The sequence below is a fragment of the Patulibacter brassicae genome, from assembly GCF_033949425.1.
GTDB lineage: Bacteria > Actinomycetota > Thermoleophilia > Solirubrobacterales > Solirubrobacteraceae > Patulibacter > Patulibacter brassicae.
On record NZ_JAXAVX010000003.1, the window covers coordinates 386,821 to 405,840 of the forward strand.

Sequence of the window (19,020 nt, forward strand, 5' to 3'; positions counted from 1 at the left end):
CGGCCCCGGCGGTCCGGGATCGCCGCGACGCCGCCGCCGGCTCAGCGCGCCTCGGCGAGCTCCCGCCCGCCGCTCGCCGCCGCGTGGGCCGCGAGCTTCTCGAGCGACTGCCGCAGCAGCCGGGAGACCTGCATCTGCGAGACGCCGATCCGGCCGGCGATCTCGCGCTGGTACATGTCGCGGTGGTAGCGCAGGTAGAGGATCCGGCGCTCGCGCGGCGTCAGGACGCGCAGCGCGTCCCGCACGAGCAGCTGCTCCTCGACCTGCTCGAAGCCCGGCTCGTCGACGCCGAGCTTGCCGATGAGGACCTGCGCCTCGCCGGCGTCGCCCTCGAGCGACCGGGTCCGGTACGCGGCGCCGGCGCGCGTCGCGTCGCGCACGTCGTCGACGGTCACCGCGAGCGTCGTGGCGAGCTCCTCGTCGCTCGGCAGCCGGCCCGTGCGATGCTCGAAGCGCTGGCGCGCCTGCTGGACGCGAGCGTCGAGCTCCTTCATCGACCGCGGCACGTGGACGGCCCAGCAGCCGTCCCGGAAGTGCCGCTTGATCTCGCCGGTGATGTTCGGGACGGCGAACGTCGCGAAGCGGACGCCGCTGTCGAGGTCGAAGCGGTCGATCGCCTTGACGAGGCCGACGCAGCCGACCTGGATCAGGTCGTCGAGCGGCTCGCCGCCCCGCTCGTACCGCCGGGCGCACGAGCGCACGAGCGGCATGGCGCGACGCACGAGCGCCTCGCGGGCCCGTTCGTCACCGGTCTCGCGGTAGCGCCGCAGCAGCGCGAGATCGTCGTGGTGATGGTGCTTGGACACTGGGGGGTCCTCCTGTTCGTGGGGGTGTCGAACCGGGAGCCCCATCGGCCGAAGCGGGGTGAGCGCAGCGACCCGAGGGGCGAACCGCCTCCTTGTCCGCTGCAGGCGTCCGTCCGGCCCGGGAACGCGGGCACCGTCGGGCCGGTGTCCGCGCGGCGCCCGCACCGCGAGCGACGCACCGAGATCCGGCCGCCTAGGCCACCTGCAACGTGCGTGTTCGACGATCGACGGGCGGCCCGAGGGACCGCTCCGTCCTCCGTCGGCGGCGCCCCTACCCCGCCCTCGCCGCGGCCGAAACATCGGCGGGCGAGGAGCGGTGCGCACGGGCCCGCGAGGGCCCGATCCGCGACCGGCGGGCTATGCTCGCGCCGGTCCGTGATCCCGCGCACACGACCGCCCCGCCGATGCCCCACCCGCACCGCCCCCGACCAGCCACCACGTCGCCGGGGGTGACGCGGCGGACGCTCGTGCGCGGCGCGGCGGCGACCGCTGCGGGCGGCGCGCTCGCCGGCCTCGTGGACCTGCCCGCCCGCGCGACGCCCGGCCGTGCGCGGACGCCGATCTCGCTGCCCTCCCCGCAGCAGGTGCGCGCCGACGTCCAGCGGATGGTCGACTTCGGGCCGCGCCTGACCGGCAGCGCCCCGCACCAGCACTTCGTCGCGTGGCTCGAGCGCGAGCTCGTCGCCGCCGGCGCCCGGCTGCTGCCCTGCGACGACTACGCCTACGAGCGCTGGACCGCCGAGGACGTCGGGCTCGAGGTGCTCGACGGCCCGGGGCGCGGCGCGGTGCGCGTGGCCACGAGCTTCACCCGCGCGCAGGAGACCCCGGCCGGCGGCGTGACGGGACCGCTCGTCTACGGCGGCGTGGCGCCCGTGCCGTCGATCGACGGACTCGACCTCGCGTCGCTCTCGACCTCCCTGGCCGGCTACGGGGAGCAGCTGGCGAGCTTCGTCCAGGGCCTGCTCGGCACGCTCGCCGGCGGCACCCGCGACAGCATCCTCCTCGTCGACCTGCCGCTGCCGCTGCCGCTCGTCTCGGGCATCTTCCTGCCGCTGCTCACCCACCTGCAGTGGGAGGGCCACACCGCGGCCGACCTCCTGACCGAGGAGTACCGCCGCAGCTGGATCCTGCCCGGGCTGCAGCTGCCGCTGGCGCCGTTCCAGGCGCTCGGCGCGCGCGGCGTCGTCTTCGTCCTGGACCGCTCGTACGAGGCCCTGCGCGGGCAGTACCTCCCGTTCTTCGGCGACCACGAGCCCCTGCCCGCCCTGTTCGTCGACCGCGACACGGGGCGGCGCCTGCGCGCGCTGGCCGGCGGGCGGCCCCGGACCCGCCTGACCCTCACCGCCTCGCGGGCGACGGTCACGACGCCGTCGGTCACCGCCGTGATCCCCGGTGCGAGCGACGAGGTCGTGATCTGCAACACCCACACCGACGGCCAGGGCTTCGTCGAGGAGAACGGCGGCGTGGCGCTCGTCCAGCTCGCGCGGCACTTCGGCTCGCTGCCGCCCGGGGAGCGGCTGCGCCGGACGCTCGTGTTCGCCGCGTGGCCGGGCCACACGGGCGGCCATCAGCTGCCGGAGCTCGAGGGGTGGATGGGCGCCCACCGCGACCTCGTGCGCCGGGCCGCGGCGGCGCTGACGATCGAGCACCTCGGGTGCACGCGGTGGCAGGACACCGCCGACCGCGGCTGGCACGCGACCGGCGAGCACGAGCTCTTCGCCGCCTGGGTCACGCAGGGCCGGCTCCACGACATCACGCGCGACGCGCTCGTGCGGGCGAGGATCGACCGCACCGCGCTGCTGCGCCCGCCGGTCCAGTTCGGCGTCGGGGCCGCGTTCCAGCACGCCGGCGTGCCGCAGATCGGCGCGCTCGCCGGGCCGGAGTACCTGCTCACCGTCTCGCCGAACGGCGACATGGACAAGTTCGACGAGCGCCTCGCAGCACGCCAGATCGCCTGGTTCGCCGACGTCATCCGGCGGATCGACGACGTCTCCGCGGCCGAGCTGCGCCGCGGCGACCCGACGCTCGGCAGCTCGGTGCCGTCCGGGGACGTCAGCCGCCCCGTGGTCTGCGGCCCGGGCGACCGCTTCGTCGCCGACGGCGGAGGCGGGGCGGCGCTGCGGGTGCGGTTCTACGGCCGCCGGCGACGGCTCCGCGGCGCGGTCCTCCTGCGGCTCGAGGCGACCGGCGCGGCGCTCGACGGCGTCACGATCGAGCTGCGGCGCGGCGGGCGGCTCGTCGCGCGCACGGGCCGGATGCGGATCGGCGGCCGGCCCCGCGACGTGGTCCTGCGGCGCACTCGCGGCCGCCGGTTCGCGCTCGGGCGCTACAGCCTGCTCACCCGCCGCGCCGGCACGATCATCGACCGGCGCTCGGTGCGCCTCGGCCACGCCACGCGGAGCTAGGGACCGCCGCGCGCGACCGCCGGCCCCGTCGTCTCGGTCACGCGCGCGTCAGGGCCGCCGGCCGTCGCCGCCACGGGCGCGAGGGGGCGCGACGCGGTCGTCGTGGGCGCCGGGGCCGGGCGACCGTCCTCGGCCGGCGCCACGCGCTCGACGCGGCAGGCCGCCTGCTTGAACATCGGCTGCTTCGACGCCGGATCCCACGCGGTGCGCGTCAGCTCGTTCGCCGCTCGATCGCGCCGGCCCTCGGCGTCCCAGGTGCCGTAGTGGAACGGGACGAACACCGAGCCCTCCCGGATCTCGGTGACCCGGGCCCGCGCCCGGACCCGTCCGCGGGCGGTCACGACGTCGACGAGGTCGCCCTCCGCGACCCCCGCCCGCTCGGCGTCGGGCACCGACAGCTCGGCCCAGACCTCGGGGGCCGCGGCGGCGAGCTGCGGGGCGCGGCCGGTCTTCGTCCGGGTGTGGAAGTGGTAGACGGTGCGTCCCGTGTTCAGGCGCAGCGGGTGCTCGGCGGAGGGCTCCTCCTCCGGCGGGACGTACGGCGCGGCGCGCAGCATCGCGCGTCCCTCCGGGTTGCGGGCCCGGTAGGCCTCCGCCGACACCGGCTCGCCGGTGAGCAGGTCCTTGCCGTACGTCTCGCAGCGATCGGGGTGGGCGGGGAAGTCGCGGTCGTCGTACAGCCGCTCGCGCCCGTCGGGCCACCGGTCGTTGCAGGGCCACTGGGTCTCGCCGCCGGCGCGGAGCTTCTCGTAGGAGAGGCCGGTGTAGTCGCAGGGTCGCCCCCGGGTGCACTCCTGCCACGCCGCGAACGCCGACGCGGGATCGTGCCACGGGATCAGCGGCGCGCCGTCGCGGTCGCGGAAGTCCATCCGGCGGGCGTAGTCGAGGAAGATGTCGAGGTCCGCGCGGGCCTCCCCCGGGGGCTCGACCGCCTTGTCGGAGTGGTGGACGGTGCGGTCGGCGTTCGTGAACGTCCCCTCCTTCTCGCCCCACGTCGCGGCCGGCAGCACGACGTCGGCCAGCTGCGCCGTCTCCGTGAGGAACAGGTCCTGCACGACCACGAAGAGCCGCTCCTGCGCGAGGATCGACCGGATCCGCGCGAGCTCGGGCAGCGAGACCGCCGGGTTCGTGGCGGAGATCCAGAGGACGCGGACGTCCCCCTGCTCGGCGAGCTCGAAGATCTGCATCGCGTGGGTCGGCGGCCCGTGGTGGTCGATCGACTCCGGGTCGACGTTCCAGAGGGCGGCGAGCTCGCGGACGTGCTCGGGGTTCGCCCAGTTGCGGAACCCGGCGAGGTCGCCGTCGGCCCCGCACTCGCGCGTGTTCTGCGCCGTCGGCTGGCCGTTCATCTGCAGGATGCCGCCGCCGGGCCGTCCGACCGCGCCGCGCAGCAGGTTGATGTTGTTCACCTGGACGGCGGCGGCCGTGGCCTGGTGGGACTGGTAGACGCCCTGCAGGCAGGTCGAGAGGATCCGGTCGGTGCCGGCGAGCAGGTCCGCGGCCGCGCGGATCCGCTCCGCCGGCACGTCGCAGATCGCGGCGGCCCACTCGGGGGTGCAGTCGGCGACCTGCGCGACGAGCTCGTCGTAGCCGATCGCGTGCGCGTCGACGAAGGCGTGGTCGACCGCGTCGCGGGCCACGAGCTCGTGCAGCAGCGCGTTGAGCAGCGCGACGTTCGTGCCGCTGCGCACCGGCAGGTGGACGTCGGCGCGCCGGGCGGGGAGCGTCGGGCGCGGGTCGACGACGATCAGCCGCGGTGGGTGCGGGCCCTCGAGCCGGTCGAGCATGCGCTCCCAGAGCGTGACCTGGGTCTCGGCCACGTTGTGCCCGACGAGGAACAGGACGTCGCAGTGGTCGACGTCGGTGTACGAGCCGGGCTGGCCGTCGCAGCCGAACGTCTCCTTCAGCGCCTCGCCGGCGGTGGCGGTGCAGAGCCGGGTGTTGCCGTCGATGTGGTTCGTGCCGAGGCCGGCCCGTCCGAGCACCCCGAGCGTGTAGTACTCCTCGAGGAAGAGCTGGCCGGACGTGTAGAGGCCGAACGCGTCCGGTCCGTGCTCGTCGAGGACCTGACGCGACCGGTCGACCATCGCCGCCATCGCCGTGTCCCAGTCGGTCTCCACGAGCTCGCCGGCGCGACGGACCAGCGGCCGGGTCAGGCGGTCCGCCGAGCGGTTGGCCTGCCACCCGAAGAGGTCCTTCGGACCGAGCCGGCCGTGGTTCACGCGGCTGTCCGCGCGCCCGCGGACCCCGACCATGCGCCCGTCGCGCACGGCGATGTCCAGCGCGTCGCCGTTGGAGTGCAGGATCGACGCCGTCGGCACCCACGCGTCGACGTCCTCCGGCCGAACGCCGTCGTCCAGGCGCGTGTCGACCCGCACCGGCCATCGCGCGTCGCGGGCGTAGGGCGTGCGGGTCCCCCAGGGCTCGGCGATCCGGTCCGGCATGCCGGACGGCTACCCGCCCCGCTCCGGGACGGGCACCCCGTTCGCGCCAGGTTCGCGAGCAACGGCGCCTCTCGGCGCAGTGCGGTGAGCAGCAGGAGCCCGAGCGCCCTACCCTCGTCCGGTGCTCACCGCAGCCCGCGCCGACCGGCTCGAGCGGCACCAGGTCCCGGTGTACCTGTGCGCGCTGGCGGTCGGCGCGCTCCTCGGGACGCTGGCCCCGGGGCTCGAGCGCGTGCTCGGCGCGGCGCTCTGGCCCGTCCTCGGCGCGCTGCTGCTCGTGACCTTCCTGCCGGTCCCGCTCACCGCGCTGCGGGACGCGCTCGCGGACCGGCGGTTCCTCGTCGCGGCGCTCGTCTCGAACTTCGTGCTCGTGCCGCCGCTCGCGTGGGGCCTGGCGCAGCTGGCGCCGGGCGGCACCGCCGTCGAGCTCGGCGTCCTGCTCGTGCTGCTCACGCCCTGCGTCGACTACGTCATCGTCTTCACCCGCCTGGCCGGCGGCAGCCACCGACGGCTGCTGGCCGCGGCGCCGCTGCTCCTGCTCGCGCAGATGGCGCTGCTGCCGCTCTACCTGTGGCTGTTCCTCGGCGGCGAGCTCTCCGCCGTCGTCGAGCCGGGCCCGTTCGTCGAGGCATTCCTGCTCCTCATCGTCGTGCCGCTCGCGCTCGCGGGGGCCACGCAGGCCTGGGCCGCGCGCTCCCGCCGCGGCGCGCGGGTCCGGAGCGGCGCCGAGCGCACGCCGGTGCTCCTCATGGCCGCCACGCTGCTCGTCGTCGTCGCGTCGCAGTGGCCCCGCGTGCAGGACGACCTCGACGCGGTCGCGGGCGTCGTCCCGCTGTACGTCGCGTTCCTCGTCGTCATGCTCGCTGTCGGCGCCGGCGTCGCGCGCCTGCTGCGGCTCGACGCCCCGGAGGCCCGGGCGCTCGTCCTCAGCGGAGCGACCCGGAACTCGCTCGTCGTGCTGCCGCTCGCGCTCGCGCTGCCCGACGGGTACGCGCTGACCGCCGCGGTGATCGTGACGCAGACCCTCGTCGAGGTCCTCGGGATGGTGGCCTGCGTCCGGCTCGTGCCGCGGCTCGTGCCGGCGCGACCGGGCCCGGTCAGCTGACGGAGGGGGCCGGGCGGCCGTGGTGCTCGCTCAGCGTCGCCGCGAGCGCGAGCGCCCGCGGCAGCGTCAGGACGAGCCGCGAGACGACCTGGCCGTCGCGGCGGTGGGAGCGGCACTCGGCCTCGCTGAACCACGCCTCGCTCGGCAGGTCGTCGTCCAGGCCGGCGACCTCCGCGCGCACCACCACGAGCGCGAGGCGACCGTCGTCCGGATCCTCGAGGCACAGTCCGATCGGTCGCCCGCGCTCGTCCTGCCGGCTGCCCGGCGCCCACCACCGCTGGACGCCCGCGAACTGGATGCCGAGCTCCTCCCGGTACCGCGCGGCGCCGCGCAGGGCGCCGACGACCTCCGGCAGCGCGTCGACGTGCACCGTCGCGATCGAGCGATCGATCTCGACCTCGACCGCCGTCGGCGCGACGCGGACCGTCAGGCCCGGGAGCGGCTCGGCGACGACGACGGGATCGTCGGCGGGCCCGCCGGTGACCGCGGGGGCCTCCGCCAGCGCGTCGACGGCCGCTGATCGGTAGTGATCCATGCGTCCATTATCAAGGACGGCGGACGGATGGACAGGGGGGCCGTCGCACGACGATCGGGCGTCGGCCGTGGCGAGACGCCACGCGCGGCCGCCGGCGCCGGGCGCCGGGCGCCGGATCGCGGCTCAGCCGCGCCGGCTCCAGGGCCAGCGGATCCGGTGGCGACCGAGGTTCCCGTGCGCGCGCTCGACGTAGGCGTCGTCGGAGAACGACACCTCGCTGATCCGGGGCCGCCCGGTCGCGTCGCAGTAGCCGATCGCCAGGTGCGACGCGACGCAGAGGTGGAAGTGCTGCAACCGGTCCAGCGCGCCGCGATCGTGGGTCACGTCCCCGAGCAGCTCGCCGAGCGCGCGCAGGAGGGCGGTCGTGGGCAGCTCGCTGGGATCCTGATGGCGCGCGGCGGAGGCGTCGAGGACCGCGCGCACCGCCGCCGCGGACGCCTCGGGCGAGCGCTCCCCGACGCGCAGCGGACCGCTCGCGGCCGCCTGCAGGACATGGGCCGCCGACAGGTGCAGGGAGCGGTCGGGCTCGGGCAGCTCCTCGGCCACGCGGGTGCTCGCGGTGATCGCCGCGCGGATCTCGGCCGATGCCATCGCGCCACGATCCCACGTCGGACCGGGGAGCGGCGCAGCGCCACCCGGCCCGGCGCCTCCCCTGGGAGGGCCGGACCGGACGACGGCGACGCGGCGCGTGGGCGTCCACGCGCCGGGCGACGCGACGTCAGCCCGCCACGAGCGCCTCGCGCTCGGGCCGCGCCGCACGGGCCGCGAGCTTGTCCAGCGCCTGGCGGAGGAGCCGCGAGACCTGCATCTGGGAGACGCCGATCCGCTCGGCGATCTCCCGCTGGTACATGTCGCGGTGGAAGCGCATGAAGAGGATCCGCCGCTCGCGGGGCGTGAGCGTCGCGAGCGCGTCGCGGACGAGCAGCTGGTCCTCGACGGTGTCGAAGCCCGGCTCCTCCTGCCCGAGGGTCTCGAGCATGATGCGCGCCTCGCCGGCCTCGCCCTCGAGCGACCGCGAGCGGTACGCGGCGCCCGCCCGGACCGCGTCCTGGACCTCCTCGACGGTCACCTCGAGCAGCCGCGCGAGCTCCTCGTCGGTCGCGGGGCGGCCCCGCTCGTGCTCGAACCGCTCGCGGGTGCGGTGCACGCGGGCGTCGAGCTCCTTCATCGCCCGCGGCACGTGCACCGCCCAGCAGCTGTCGCGGAAGTGCCGCTTGATCTCGCCCGTGATGTTCGGCACGGCGAACGTCGAGAACGTCACGCCGCTCTCGAGGTCGAAGCGCTCGATCGCCTTGACGAGCCCGACGCAGCCCGCCTGGACGAGGTCCTCGAGCTGCTCGCCGCGTCGCTCGTACCGCCGGGCGCACGAGCGCACCAGCGGCATCGCACGGCGCACGAGCTCGTCGCGCGCCGCCTCGTCGCCCTGCTCCTGATACCGGCGCAGCAGCGCCAGGTCGACCTTCTTGTGATCGGACACCGGGGGGTCCTCCTGTTCGGGAAACGCGAACCGGGAGCCCCATCGACCGAAGCGGGGGGAACGCAACGATCCGAGGGGCGAACCACCTCTATGCCTGCCGTCGGCGTCCGGGACGGACATGGCGGTCGCGCCCAGCGCGAGGGCCCGCTGCGCGAGCCGTGCGCCCTGCGTCGACCTGTAGGCCGCCGACGACGAACGACGATCGACGCGGTCCCCCACGTCGGCCGTCGCGCCCACAGTACCCCTTCCCGGAGAGCGCAAACGCACGGTCGCGAAGCGGCTCGATCGACGCGACGCTGCGCGCCCGGCCGGTCGTGCGCGGGGCGAGCCCGGGCGCCCTCCCGCCGGGGGGACGGGCCGCGGCGACCACGCGCCCGCGGCGGATCGAGCAAGCTCCTTGCCAAAGTCGACGATGAGACGATAGCGTCTCCTCGTATCACCAGCGCCCCGCGACGAGCGAGTCGAGACCCGATGCCTGCACCACCCCCCACCGAGCCCGCCGACGCACCGCCGCTGTCGGCGGCAGAGCTCCTCGCCGCGTCGCCCGCCGAGGGCGACCTCGAGGCGCTCCTCGACGTCGCGACCGCCGAGTTCGCGCGCTACGGGGTGGCGCGGACCTCGCTCACCGACATCGCCCGGCGGGCCGGCGTCTCGCGTCCGACCGCCTACCGTCGCCTCGGCAGCAAGGACCTGCTGCTGCGACGGATCCTCGTCCGGGAGATGCGGCGGTTCTTCACGTCGCTCGCCGCGGCGCTCGAGGGGGTCGACGATCCGGTCGACCGCGCCGTGGAGGCGTTCGCCGTCGGGGTGCGGACCGCGTGGGAGCACCCGCTCGCCTCGCACCTGCTGGCCGAGGAGCCGGGGGCGCTCGTCCCCCACCTCGCCGACCGCGGCGCGCCGTGGATCGCCGCCGCCCGTGCCGCGCTGGCGGCCGTCCTGGGCCCCGGCGACGGGACCGACGCGCTGGCCCATCGGCGCGCCGAGGTCGTCGTGCGGCTCAGCACGTCGTTCTTCCTCACCCGCGAGAGCGCGCTGCTGGCGCCCGGCCCCGACGGGCTGCGCGCGCTCGCCGACACCGTCGTCCGCGCCGCCGTGGAGGCCGCATGATGCCCGGGCAGTCGGGGTTCCTGACGCCGGCCGGCCCGCTGACGGGCGCCGATCCGACCGTCTTCTGGATCTTCGCGGGCGCGACGTTCCTCATGGTCGCCTGCTCGGTCGCCCTCGCGCTGCGGGACGCCGTCCGGCTGCGCACCGCGCTGCCCGTGGTGCTGCTCGTCAGCGCGACGGCGTGGCTCCCGAACGAGCCGTTCATCGACGCGATCCTCGGCTTCCAATACGCCGCCGACGCGCCGGGCGAGCTCTACACGCTCGCCGGCCGCGTGATCCCGGTCAGCGCGCTGGGGATCGGGGCGATGTTCTCGATCTTCACCTGGTACCTGCACCGGCAGATCGTCGGCGGCGCGTCGTTCGGGCGGATCGTCGCGATCGCGGTCGTCGCCGGCGTCATCGACTGGCCGCTGGAGATCATGGCCATCCAGGCGAACGTCTTCGAGTACTACGGCGACAACCCCACGCGGGTCTTCGGCCTGCCGTTCACGAGCATGGTCCAGAACGCGTTCCTCTACGTGTTCATGGCGTCGATCGTGACGCTCGCCGCGCCGTACCTCCGCGGCTGGCGGTCGCTGCTCTTCCTGCCGGTGATCCCCGGCTGCTACTACGCCGTGGCGCTGCTCTGCACCTGGCCGGCGTACCTCGCCCTGCACGGCGGCATGGCGACCGCGCCGTTCCTCGCGCTCGGGGTCCTGGCCGCCGCGATGAACGCCGCCTTCCCGCTGGCGCTGCTGCGCCTCGCGTTCGACGTGCGGACGCGCAGCGACGCCGACGCCCGCTCCCCGGCCCCCGACCCGCACGCACCGGTCGCCGCCTGAGCGGCCCGGTCGACGGAGGACCCCATGCACCCCACCGCCACCGCGGCCCGCTGCCCCGTCGACCACGGCGGCGGCTCGTCGCGCCCCTCGGCCGCCACGCCGCCGCCGGGACCTCGAGGACTGCCGCTCGTCGGCGCGCTGCCGCTGCTCGTGCGCGACATCTACCGCGCACCCGAGCGGCTGCGAGCGCGCTACGGCGACGTCGTCCGGGTCCCGGTGCCCGGCACGGCCGAGCTCGTCCTCGTCTCCGACCCCGACCTCGTCGTCGAGGTCTTCAACCGCCGGGCGACCGACTACGGCAAGGGCGAGATGAACTACGCCCTCTTCAGCAGCGAGCACCACCTGCCGCTGCCGGTCTCCGACGGCGAGCCGTGGAAGCGGATGCGGCGACTCCTGAGCCCGAAGTTCGGCGCGAAGCAGCTCGAGACGGTGGCGCCGCTCGTCCGCGACGCGATCACCGAGCGGATCGACCGCTGGGACGCGCACGTCGGCACCGGGCGGCCGGTCGACCTCGACGGGCCGTGGAGCGACGTCACGATGTCGGTGCTGCTGCGCTCGATGTTCACGACCCGGCTTGACGAGCGCACGATCGACGAGGCCGTGGTCGCGTTCCGGACGTTCGCCTACTACGCGGCGGTCAAGATGATCGCCACGAACGCGCCCGCGGGCCTCCCGCTGCCCTACCGGCGGCGGGGCGAGCGGGCCATCCGCTGGATCCACGACTTCCTCGACCGGATGGTGCGCGAGCGTCGCCGCGATCCCCTGCCGGAGGGCGGCTCCGACATCCTGCAGATGCTGCTGGAGATCCGGGACGAGGACGGCGCGGCGATGACCGACGAGGAGCTGCGCAGCGAGCTCTTCGGGATCGTCTTCGGCGGCTTCGAGACGACGGCCTCCGCGCTCTCGTGGACGACGGCGATGGTCGACCTGCACCCCGACGTCGCCGCGACGCTCGACGCCGAGATCGACGCGCTGGGCGACGCGCCGCTGACCGCGGAGCACCTCGACCGCCTGCCGTACCTCCACGCGGTCTTCGACGAGGCGCAGCGGCTGCAGGGCGGCCCGATGTTCAGCCGCACGCCGCTGCAGGACACCGAGCTGGGCGGGTACCGGATCCCCGCCGGATCGATCGTCTGGATCTCGCCCTACGCCCTGCACCGCGACCCGCGGCACTGGCGCGACCCGGAGCGGTTCGACCCGCGCCGCTTCGCCCGCGACGAGATCCACAAGGGCGCCTTCATCCCGTTCGGGCTCGGTCCCCGCAAGTGCATGGGCATGCGCCTGGCGTACATGGAGGCGGCCTTCGCCATCGTGACCGCGCGGCGCCGCTACCGCTTCCGCCTCGCGCCGGGGTTCGTGCCCCGGCACCAGTTCCACATCTCGACCGGGATGAAGGGCGGCTGCCCCGTGACGCTGCACCCGCGGCACGCGCCCGGGGTCGGGCCGACCGCCTAGCGCGCGCCCGTCGCGGCGGGCCCGACCCGGCCGGGCCCGCCGGGGCGCGTTGCGGGGCGGGGCGGGGCGGGGCGCCGTCAGTCCGCCAGGACCTCGGGACGCCAGTTGGCGACCAGGTCGTCGATCGGCGCCACGAACGCCGACGGGTCCGGGCACGCGAACGTCCGCGCGGCCCGTTCGTGGCCGCCGGCCCGGTGCTCCGCGTCGCGGGCCCGGCGGACGATCGCGGCCACGTCGGCCTTCATGAACCGCTCCCACGCCGCGACGCCCCGCGGGCTGCCGAGCCCGGCCGCCAGGAGCCGGGCCGAGGCGCGGACGGCGCGGGGCGAGCGCAGCTCCGGTCTGCGCGGGAGCGAGAGCAGCTCGCGGTCGGCCGGGTCCATCGTCAGCAGCGCGACGTCGGTCAGGCCCCGGATCGCCCGACCGACGAGGAGCCGCCGGAGCGGCGGCAGCTCGCCGATCACCGACCCCGCCGGGTACTCGCCCATCGTGAACGGCCGCAGGATCTCCCGCGCCTGGTCGCCCGCCGCCCATCGCCTGCGCGCGACCGCGATGTACCGCTGCAGCTGCGCGGCGGTCGCGGGCAGGTGCTCGGGCGGGACGCCGAGCAACGCACCGGCGACGCGCTGCTCGGCGACGAACCCGTCCCGCTCGGCGTCGGCGAGGGGCCCGACGAGCAGCTCGTACGACGCGATCCAGGAGTCCGTCAGCAGCGCCTGGGTGAGCGAGAGCTCGTACTGCGAATGCGCCTGGTAGGGCGCGCCGGAGACCGGCTCGATCCCGACGACCCGCACGTGGTTGCGCCGGACGAATCCCGCGACGCGCTCGGCCTCCGCCGGCGTCCCGTAGACCGTCGAGTACGCATAGCGGGCGATCGTCCGGTACCGCGCGACGGGGTCCTGATGGACGCGGTCGTGGTCGACGGCCGCCGCCGCGAACGGCGGGTGCAGCGTCAGGAGCAGGCCCTCGCGCAGCAGCGCGACGACGAACACCGCCGGGTTGCGCAGGACCTTCCAGCTCACCGCCCCGGGCCCGAGCGCCCAGGTCGCGGCCGACCGCGGCGAGCTGCTCATGCCAGCGCTCCCGAGCCGCCGGCCGCGAGGCGCTCGAGCCGCACCGGGACCCCGTTCGTGACGGTCATGCCGGAGAGCGGCTCCGCCGATCCCGGGCCGGTGGCGATGAGGGCGTTGACGTTCGGGCCGCCCAGCGCGTTCGCCCGCTGCCACCCCCCGGTGCCGTGCCCGAACCCGTGCGGCATGCAGACCGCGCCGCGGCGGACGTCCTCCGACGCGCGCACGGCGACCGACAGCGCGCCGGCGGACGAGCGCAGCATCACCCGCTCGCCCGACCGTGCGCCGAGCGCCGCGAGGTCCCCGGGGTGCACGAGCAGCTCGGGCTCCTCGAGCCGCGGCTGGAGCTTCTCGACGTTGTGCATCCAGCTGTTGATCGAGCGCAGCTCGCGGCGACCGAACAGTCGCAACGGGTACGCCGGATCGGTCGCGGTCTCGCGCAGCCGGACGAGCCCGCGCTCGAGCGCCGGGCTCGCGATGTCGACGAGCCCCCCGGGGTGGGCGACCCGCCGACCCCGCATCCCGGTCGGCATCCCCTCGCCGAGGACCACGCCGTGGGGCCGACGCCGGAGCTTCGCGACGCTCCACCCCCCACGCCGCAGGCCGAAGCGGTCGCCGACCGGGCCCGTTCGCAGGAGCAGGTCCACGAGGAGGCGGGGCGTGAGACGGCGACCGACGCGCCCGAGCCGTCGGAGCGCCCGTGAGCTGACGGGGACGAGGTCGAGCTCGGCGGCGAGGTCGCGGAGGATCTCCCACTCCTCGCGGCACTCGCCACGCGGCGGCACGACGGCATCGGTCCACTGGAGGAACGGCTGCAGCTGGTAGGGCAGCATGTTCAGGATCAGGTCGTCGCGCTCCAGGAACGTCGTCGTCGGCAGCACGTAGTCGGCCAAGCGGTTCGTCTCCGTGAGGTACAGGTCGAGCGAGACGAGCAGCTCGAGGTCCTCCAGCGCCGCCCGCAGGCGTCCGCCGCCCGGGCAGCTGAGGATCGGGTTGCCGCTCGACACGACGAGCGCGCGCAGCCGGCCGGGGCCGGGGGTCGTGATCTCGTCGGGCAGCACCGCCGCCGGCAGGGTGCCGAGCACCTCGGGGTAGTCGCCGATCCGCGAGCGGTACGTGTCGTAGGTGTCCAGGCCCGCCTTGCGCGCGGGACCGTAGGTGTCGATCGGCGCCTCGGGGAACAACGCGCCCCCGCGGGCATCGAAGTTGCCGGTGACGACGTTCAGCGTGTCGAGCAGGAGGTTGACGAGCGTCCCGTGCGGACCGGTGCAGGCGCCGACGCGGCCGTACACCGCGGCGCGGGGCGCCCGGGCCAGCGCCCGCGCGAGCTCACGGACGGCGCCGGCGTCGATCCCCGACCGCTCCGCCGTCCGCTCCGGCGAGAACGGCGCGACGAGCTCGCGCAGGCGCGCCGCGCCGGTGCTCGCTCGCGCCAGCGCGACGCGGTCCTCCAGCTCCTCGGAGAGGATCACCTGCAGGAGCGAGAGCAGCAGCCACGGATCGCCGCCCGGGAGCACGGCGAGGTGCTCGAAGCGCCGAGCGGTCTCCGTCCGCCGCGGGTCCACGATGACCACGCGCCCGCCGCGCTCGGCGATGCCCGTGAGCTCGCGCCGGACGTCCCCTCCGGAGATGAGCGACCCGTGCGAGACCCAGGGGTTCGCCCCGATGACGAGCAGCAGGTCGGTGTGGGCCAGGTCGGGCACCGGCACGGCCAGCGGCGAGCCGTAGAGGGCCTGCGACGCGACGAACCGGCTCGAGGTGTCCTGCGAGGACGCCGAGTAGAAGTGCCGCGTCCCGAGGGCGTCCATGAAGCCCTTGAACCAGAGCATGTGGGAGGAGGAGAACGCCGCCGGATTGCCCATGTACCCGCCGATGGCGCCCTGTCCGTGGCGGTCGCGGATCCCGCGCAGGCGCACGCCGATCTCCGCGATCGCCGTCGTCCACGAGATCTCGTCGAAGCCGCTGCCGTCGGCACGGCGCCGCAGCGGTCGCTCGAGCCGGTCCGGGTCGTTCTGGACCGCGGTCATCGCGATGCCCTTGGGGCAGGCGAACCCCCGCGTCAGGGGGTGCTCCTTGTCCGGACGCAGCTGCAGCAGGCGGTCTCCCTGGACCGTCGCGACGAGCCCGCAGTTCGGCTCGCAGATGCGGCAGTAGGTCGTCCGGCGCTGCTCGGGCGCCGCGGCGCGCCCGCCGGTCATCGCCCGGCCCCCTGCGCCCGGGCGTCGAGGGCGGCGAACGCGTCGTGGTCGACGAGGGCCGCGCTGATCCGCCGCAGCATCTCGCCGGAGATCGCCCGCGGCTGCATGTCGCCGGGCATGAGCCGCGGCGGGTGGTAGGTCGGCGCCCAGAAGGCCAGGGCGCCCCACAGCTGCTGGCGGTAGCGGATGCGCAGCGCGTCCGCGTCGATCCGCGGGCCGCCCCGCGCGGCGAGCTCGTCGCGGTAGAGGTCGAGCAGGTCGTCCTCCCACCGCCGGCGGTCCTCGACCCGCAGCACCGTCGACAGGGCGTAGGCGACGTCCCGCGCGCCGTCGCCGAGCACGACCGCCTGCCAGTCGCAGAGACCGAGGCGCCCCGTCGCGTCGCGGAACCAGTTGCCGAGGTGGACGTCGTTGTGCAGGACCGTCGGCGCGACGTCGTGGTGCCGCTGGACCGAGGCGAGGAACGCCGACCACGAGCGGGCCGGGTCCCGGCGGACGGCCGGGTCGACGAGATCGCCGCACGTCTCCAGCAGCGCCGGAACGGCGTGGCGATGTCGACGAGCGCGTGCGCGTCGTCCCACTGCCGGACGTACGTCTTGAAGCCCGCCGGGCTCGGGCGCCCCGCGAAGGTCCCATGGAGGGTCGCCAGGGTGCGGACGACCTGCTCGGCGTCGGCGCGCGTGACGTCGCTCGTCGGATCGAGGAAGGTCGCGCCGCGGGTCGCGACGAGGTCCTCCAGGACGACGACCGAGGTCATCCGCCGCGGGTCCCAGGCGCCGTGGAGGCAGCGCGGCGCGTCGACGTCGAGCTCCGGTCGCAGCTCGACGTAGAAGCGGGCCTCGACGAGGCCGGAGATCGCCTGGGTGATCCGCTGGAACGCGCCACGGGCCGACTTCGTGAAGACCGTCTCCGGCAGGCCGAGCGCCGCGGGGTCGCGATCCCAGCGCAGCCGCAGTCGCCGGCGGCTCGTCGTGCCGTCGTGCCCGCCCGCGACGTCGACGGCGACGACGCGCGCGCCGCCGGCCGGCCGCAGCGCGGCGGTCATCCACCGCGGGGAGAGGTCCTCGACGCGCGTGGGCACGCGGGACGGGTCGTCGGTGCGCAGGGGACGCAGGCCCTCGAGCGCCGAGCGCGCGGCGATCGTCCCGAGGGCCGGCACGGCACGGGCACGGGTGGTCCAGCGGGTCATCGTCGTGGTGCTCATCGGCGCTCCAGTCGCAGGGGGACGCCGCCCTTGACGCCCATCGACATCTGGTACTCGTGGCGGATCTCCCAACCCGGCGGCGCGCTGAACCGGTAGCGCTGGAACGCCGTGGCGACCGTCGCGACCGCCTCGATGTAGGCGAGTCGCTTGCCGAGGCACATCCGCGGCCCGCGGCCGAACGCCTGGAAGGCCCCCGCCGGCGTCGGGCTGCCGTCGAGCCAGCGATCGGGACGGAACCGCTCGGCGTCCGGACCCCAGAAGCGCGGGTCGCGCTGGAGCGTGACGTTGGACCAGAGCACCGTCGCGCCCTTCGGGATCCGGTAGCCGCCCAGCTCGTCGTCCTCCAGGGCGACCTTCGGGTTGATGACGAGGCTGCCCTGCAACCGCGAGGCCTCGTCGAAGCACGCGCGGGTGAGCTCGAGCTGCGGCAGGTGCTGCGGGCCGACGGGGACGCCGCCGAGGGCGTCGACCTCGGCGCGGACCCGCTCGGCGATCTCCGGGTGCTGGGCCAGGAGCGCGAACGTCCACGCCATGCCGGCGGCCGTCGTCTCGTGCCCGCCGATGACGAGGAAGAGCATCTCCGTGCGGACCTTGTGGTCCTCGAGCGGGGTGCCGTCCTCGTAGCGGGCGTCGAGCAGGACGCGCAGCACGTCGGTCGTCCCCGTCGGGTGGGCGCGGCGGTCCGCGATGATCCCCGCGAGGTAGTCGTCGAGCCACGCGTCGGCCCGGTCGCCGGCGCGCTGCTTCGGCCGCGGGACCCACCCCGGGAGGGGGAACATGCCGGTCCGGACCGTCGTGGCGAGCATCCGCGCGTCGAGCGCCTCGAGCAGCCGGTCCATCTCCTCGGCGGCGATCCGTCGCGAGAACATCGCGTTGTAGAGGACCGCCAGGGCGAGGGCCTTCAGCCGCTCGTGCAGCTCGAGGGGGGTGCCCGCGTCGGCGGCCGCGCCCCACCCGTCGACGTGCTCGGTGATCGCCGCGGTGAAGAGGTCGCCGAGCTGCGTCAGGGCCTTCTGGGTGAAGTGCGGCTGCAGCAGCTGCCGGCCGCGCGCCCACTCGGCGTCGTCGGCCTCGAACCACGAGGCGTGGTGGGGCGAGCCCTGCACGCGCATGGTCTCGGTGACCATCGCCGAGCGGCCGTAGCGCTCGCGGTGCGCGACGTTCACCTGCGCGATCTGGTCGGGGTGGCCGAGCAGGACGATCTCCTTGAACGGCACCGGCAGGCGCACGACGTCGCCGTACCGGCGCTGCAGCTCGCGCGGGCCGAGCCACGGGTCGCGCGCGAGCCGCCCCAGGGCCCGGGCGGCCGCCGGGCCGTGCGGGCCGGGCGGCAGCGGCAGGCCCCTGCCCGTGGTGGCGGAGGACGGGTTAGCGATCGAGGACATGGGAGCTCCGGGGTCGGGGGAACGGGTCAGGCCACCGGGGCCGGCTCGGCGGGCGCGGGCGCGGGCGCCGGGGCGGCGCCGGCCTCGCGGCGGGCGCGCTCCTCGCGCAGCGCCGCGACCTCCGGCAGGTGCAGCGCGGCCCAGCTGATCCAGACCGAGCCGACGCAGGTCCACAGCGCGGCGATCCAGGTCACGAGCGCCGGGGCGGAGGACTGCACGGCCTGGTAGACGGGCCAGCTGACGCCGACGATGTAGCCGATCGTCACCGTGGGGACGAGGACGAGCAGCCAGAGGCGCTGCGCGCCGGCCAGGTGGCGCAGCGCGAGGAACGTCGCGACGCCGTAGACCGGCAGGAGCGTCGAGTTCTGGACGATCGTGTAGAGCGGGATGCCGAGGATCCGTGTCGGGTTGTCGCCGTAGTAGGCGATGACGTGCCAGTGGTGCCAGGCGAGCTCCATGAGGATCTCCGGCACCCCGACGAAGACGACGCAGACGAGGGCGATCCGGCGCAGCGGGGCCCCGGCGGCGAGCATGCGGTACGCGTAGTAGCTGCCGCAGGCGACGTAGGCGGCGAGCCCGACGAGGATGAACGACGGCATCTGCCGGCCCATCACCGTGTAGTCGAACCACGGGATGTTCGGGGCGTAGACGATCGAGCCGACGTGGTCGCCGAGCGGCTCGATGTTCGCCGCGATCACGCCCGCGACGAGGAGGATCGCGGGGACGCCCTCGCGGTCGCGCAGCCACGCCACGGCGGCCCAGACCACGGCGGCGGCGAAGCCCGCGTAGAGGCCGATCACCATCGCCCAGGCGAACGTCCGATCCGCGTCCAGCACGGGCGCGACGGGGATCTGGCCGTCGCCGGGGCGCTCGACGGGCACGCCGGAGGCGATCGGCAACGTGGACAGCAGGTCGGTCAGGAACATCGGGGGCACCTCGGAAAGTGGAAAGACTCTTGCTAGATGAGGCCCTGAGTGGGCCGCTGGTGGGCGGGACGGGACGACCGGC

The 19,020-nt window shown here is 75.3% G+C and carries 15 protein-coding genes; 5 read left to right on the forward strand and 10 right to left on the reverse strand.

Going from position 1 to position 19,020, the window contains the following annotated elements; genetic code table 11:
- Nucleotides 1–41 precede the first annotated feature (41 nt).
- A complete protein-coding gene (locus SK069_RS09390; RefSeq protein ID WP_319953955.1) occupies nucleotides 42–806 on the reverse strand; it encodes a SigB/SigF/SigG family RNA polymerase sigma factor in 765 nt (254 codons plus the stop codon).
- A 449-nt stretch (nucleotides 807–1,255) separates the two neighbouring features.
- Between SK069_RS09390 and SK069_RS09395 the strand changes: the two genes are divergently transcribed.
- A complete protein-coding gene (locus tag SK069_RS09395; RefSeq protein ID WP_319953956.1) occupies nucleotides 1,256–3,211 on the forward strand; it encodes a hypothetical protein in 1,956 nt (651 codons plus the stop codon).
- Here the strand turns inward: SK069_RS09395 and SK069_RS09400 are convergent.
- Complete coding sequence (locus tag SK069_RS09400; protein ID WP_319953957.1) at nucleotides 3,208–5,655, reverse strand: molybdopterin oxidoreductase family protein; 2,448 nt, start codon at nucleotides 5,653–5,655, stop codon at nucleotides 3,208–3,210. The two genes, SK069_RS09395 and SK069_RS09400, sit on opposite strands and share 4 nt — an antisense overlap.
- Nucleotides 5,656–5,776: 121 nt before the next feature.
- Here SK069_RS09400 and SK069_RS09405 point away from each other — a divergent pair, with 121 nt between their 5' ends.
- Complete coding sequence (locus tag SK069_RS09405) at nucleotides 5,777–6,760, forward strand: arsenic resistance protein (protein ID WP_319953958.1); 984 nt, start codon at nucleotides 5,777–5,779, stop codon at nucleotides 6,758–6,760.
- Here SK069_RS09405 and SK069_RS09410 read toward each other — a convergent pair.
- From SK069_RS09410 to SK069_RS09420, 3 genes are all read right to left on the reverse strand, one after another.
- Complete coding sequence (locus SK069_RS09410) at nucleotides 6,753–7,295, reverse strand: hypothetical protein (RefSeq protein WP_319953959.1); 543 nt, start codon at nucleotides 7,293–7,295, stop codon at nucleotides 6,753–6,755. The two genes, SK069_RS09405 and SK069_RS09410, sit on opposite strands and share 8 nt — an antisense overlap.
- Nucleotides 7,296–7,418: 123 nt before the next feature.
- On the reverse strand, nucleotides 7,419–7,886 hold the full coding sequence (locus tag SK069_RS09415; protein ID WP_319953960.1) for a hypothetical protein: 468 nt from the start codon (nucleotides 7,884–7,886) through the stop codon (nucleotides 7,419–7,421).
- Nucleotides 7,887–8,013: 127 nt separating this feature from the next.
- Nucleotides 8,014–8,772 carry a SigB/SigF/SigG family RNA polymerase sigma factor gene (locus tag SK069_RS09420; RefSeq protein WP_319953961.1) on the reverse strand — a complete coding sequence of 253 codons (759 nt, stop codon included), beginning with the start codon at nucleotides 8,770–8,772 and terminating at the stop codon, nucleotides 8,014–8,016.
- Between the two features lie 471 nt (nucleotides 8,773–9,243).
- Between SK069_RS09420 and SK069_RS09425 the strand changes: the two genes are divergently transcribed.
- Genes SK069_RS09425 through SK069_RS09435 form a run of 3 tightly spaced genes read left to right on the forward strand, consistent with a single transcriptional unit; the run spans nucleotide 9,244 to nucleotide 12,155 of the window.
- Nucleotides 9,244–9,879, forward strand: coding sequence for a TetR/AcrR family transcriptional regulator (locus SK069_RS09425; protein WP_319953962.1), 636 nt, complete (start codon nucleotides 9,244–9,246; stop codon nucleotides 9,877–9,879).
- Nucleotides 9,876–10,700, forward strand: coding sequence for a hypothetical protein (locus SK069_RS09430; RefSeq protein ID WP_319953963.1), 825 nt, complete (start codon nucleotides 9,876–9,878; stop codon nucleotides 10,698–10,700). The genes SK069_RS09425 and SK069_RS09430 overlap by 4 nt, the downstream gene beginning before the upstream one ends.
- A 24-nt stretch (nucleotides 10,701–10,724) precedes the next feature.
- On the forward strand, nucleotides 10,725–12,155 hold the full coding sequence (locus SK069_RS09435; protein WP_319953964.1) for a cytochrome P450: 1,431 nt from the start codon (nucleotides 10,725–10,727) through the stop codon (nucleotides 12,153–12,155).
- A 77-nt stretch (nucleotides 12,156–12,232) separates the two neighbouring features.
- Here the strand turns inward: SK069_RS09435 and SK069_RS09440 are convergent, their stop codons facing one another.
- The 5 genes from SK069_RS09440 to SK069_RS09460 form a co-directional block, all read right to left on the reverse strand.
- Entirely contained in the window at nucleotides 12,233–13,228 is a 996-nt protein-coding gene (locus SK069_RS09440; RefSeq protein WP_319953965.1) for an oxygenase MpaB family protein, read from the reverse strand.
- Entirely contained in the window at nucleotides 13,225–15,423 is a 2,199-nt protein-coding gene (locus SK069_RS09445; protein ID WP_319953966.1) for a molybdopterin-dependent oxidoreductase, read from the reverse strand. Before SK069_RS09445 ends, SK069_RS09440 begins: the two co-directional genes overlap by 4 nt.
- Nucleotides 15,420–16,004 carry a phosphotransferase family protein gene (locus SK069_RS09450; RefSeq protein ID WP_319953967.1) on the reverse strand — a complete coding sequence of 195 codons (585 nt, stop codon included), beginning with the start codon at nucleotides 16,002–16,004 and terminating at the stop codon, nucleotides 15,420–15,422. Before SK069_RS09450 ends, SK069_RS09445 begins: the two co-directional genes overlap by 4 nt.
- Nucleotides 16,005–16,623: 619 nt before the next feature.
- On the reverse strand, nucleotides 16,624–18,012 hold the full coding sequence (locus SK069_RS09455) for a cytochrome P450 (protein WP_319953968.1): 1,389 nt from the start codon (nucleotides 18,010–18,012) through the stop codon (nucleotides 16,624–16,626).
- A gap of 26 nt (nucleotides 18,013–18,038) precedes the next feature.
- Entirely contained in the window at nucleotides 18,039–18,938 is a 900-nt protein-coding gene (locus tag SK069_RS09460; RefSeq protein WP_319953969.1) for a hypothetical protein, read from the reverse strand.
- Nucleotides 18,939–19,020 lie beyond the last annotated feature (82 nt).

Excerpts from the sequence above, each read along its gene's own strand:
- SK069_RS09445 (WP_319953966.1), bottom strand. The coding sequence starts at position 15,423 with ATGACCGGCGGGCGCGCCGCGGCGCCCGAGCAGCGCCGGACGACCTAC.
- SK069_RS09415 (WP_319953960.1), bottom strand. The coding sequence starts at position 7,886 with ATGGCATCGGCCGAGATCCGCGCGGCGATCACCGCGAGCACCCGCGTG.
- SK069_RS09430 (WP_319953963.1), top strand. The coding sequence starts at position 9,876 with ATGATGCCCGGGCAGTCGGGGTTCCTGACGCCGGCCGGCCCGCTGACG.
- SK069_RS09460 (WP_319953969.1), bottom strand. The coding sequence starts at position 18,938 with ATGTTCCTGACCGACCTGCTGTCCACGTTGCCGATCGCCTCCGGCGTG.
- SK069_RS09410 (WP_319953959.1), bottom strand. The coding sequence starts at position 7,295 with ATGGATCACTACCGATCAGCGGCCGTCGACGCGCTGGCGGAGGCCCCC.
- SK069_RS09435 (WP_319953964.1), top strand. The coding sequence starts at position 10,725 with ATGCACCCCACCGCCACCGCGGCCCGCTGCCCCGTCGACCACGGCGGC.
- SK069_RS09400 (WP_319953957.1), bottom strand. The coding sequence starts at position 5,655 with ATGCCGGACCGGATCGCCGAGCCCTGGGGGACCCGCACGCCCTACGCC.
- SK069_RS09455 (WP_319953968.1), bottom strand. The coding sequence starts at position 18,012 with ATGTCCTCGATCGCTAACCCGTCCTCCGCCACCACGGGCAGGGGCCTG.
- SK069_RS09440 (WP_319953965.1), bottom strand. The coding sequence starts at position 13,228 with ATGAGCAGCTCGCCGCGGTCGGCCGCGACCTGGGCGCTCGGGCCCGGG.
- SK069_RS09425 (WP_319953962.1), top strand. The coding sequence starts at position 9,244 with ATGCCTGCACCACCCCCCACCGAGCCCGCCGACGCACCGCCGCTGTCG.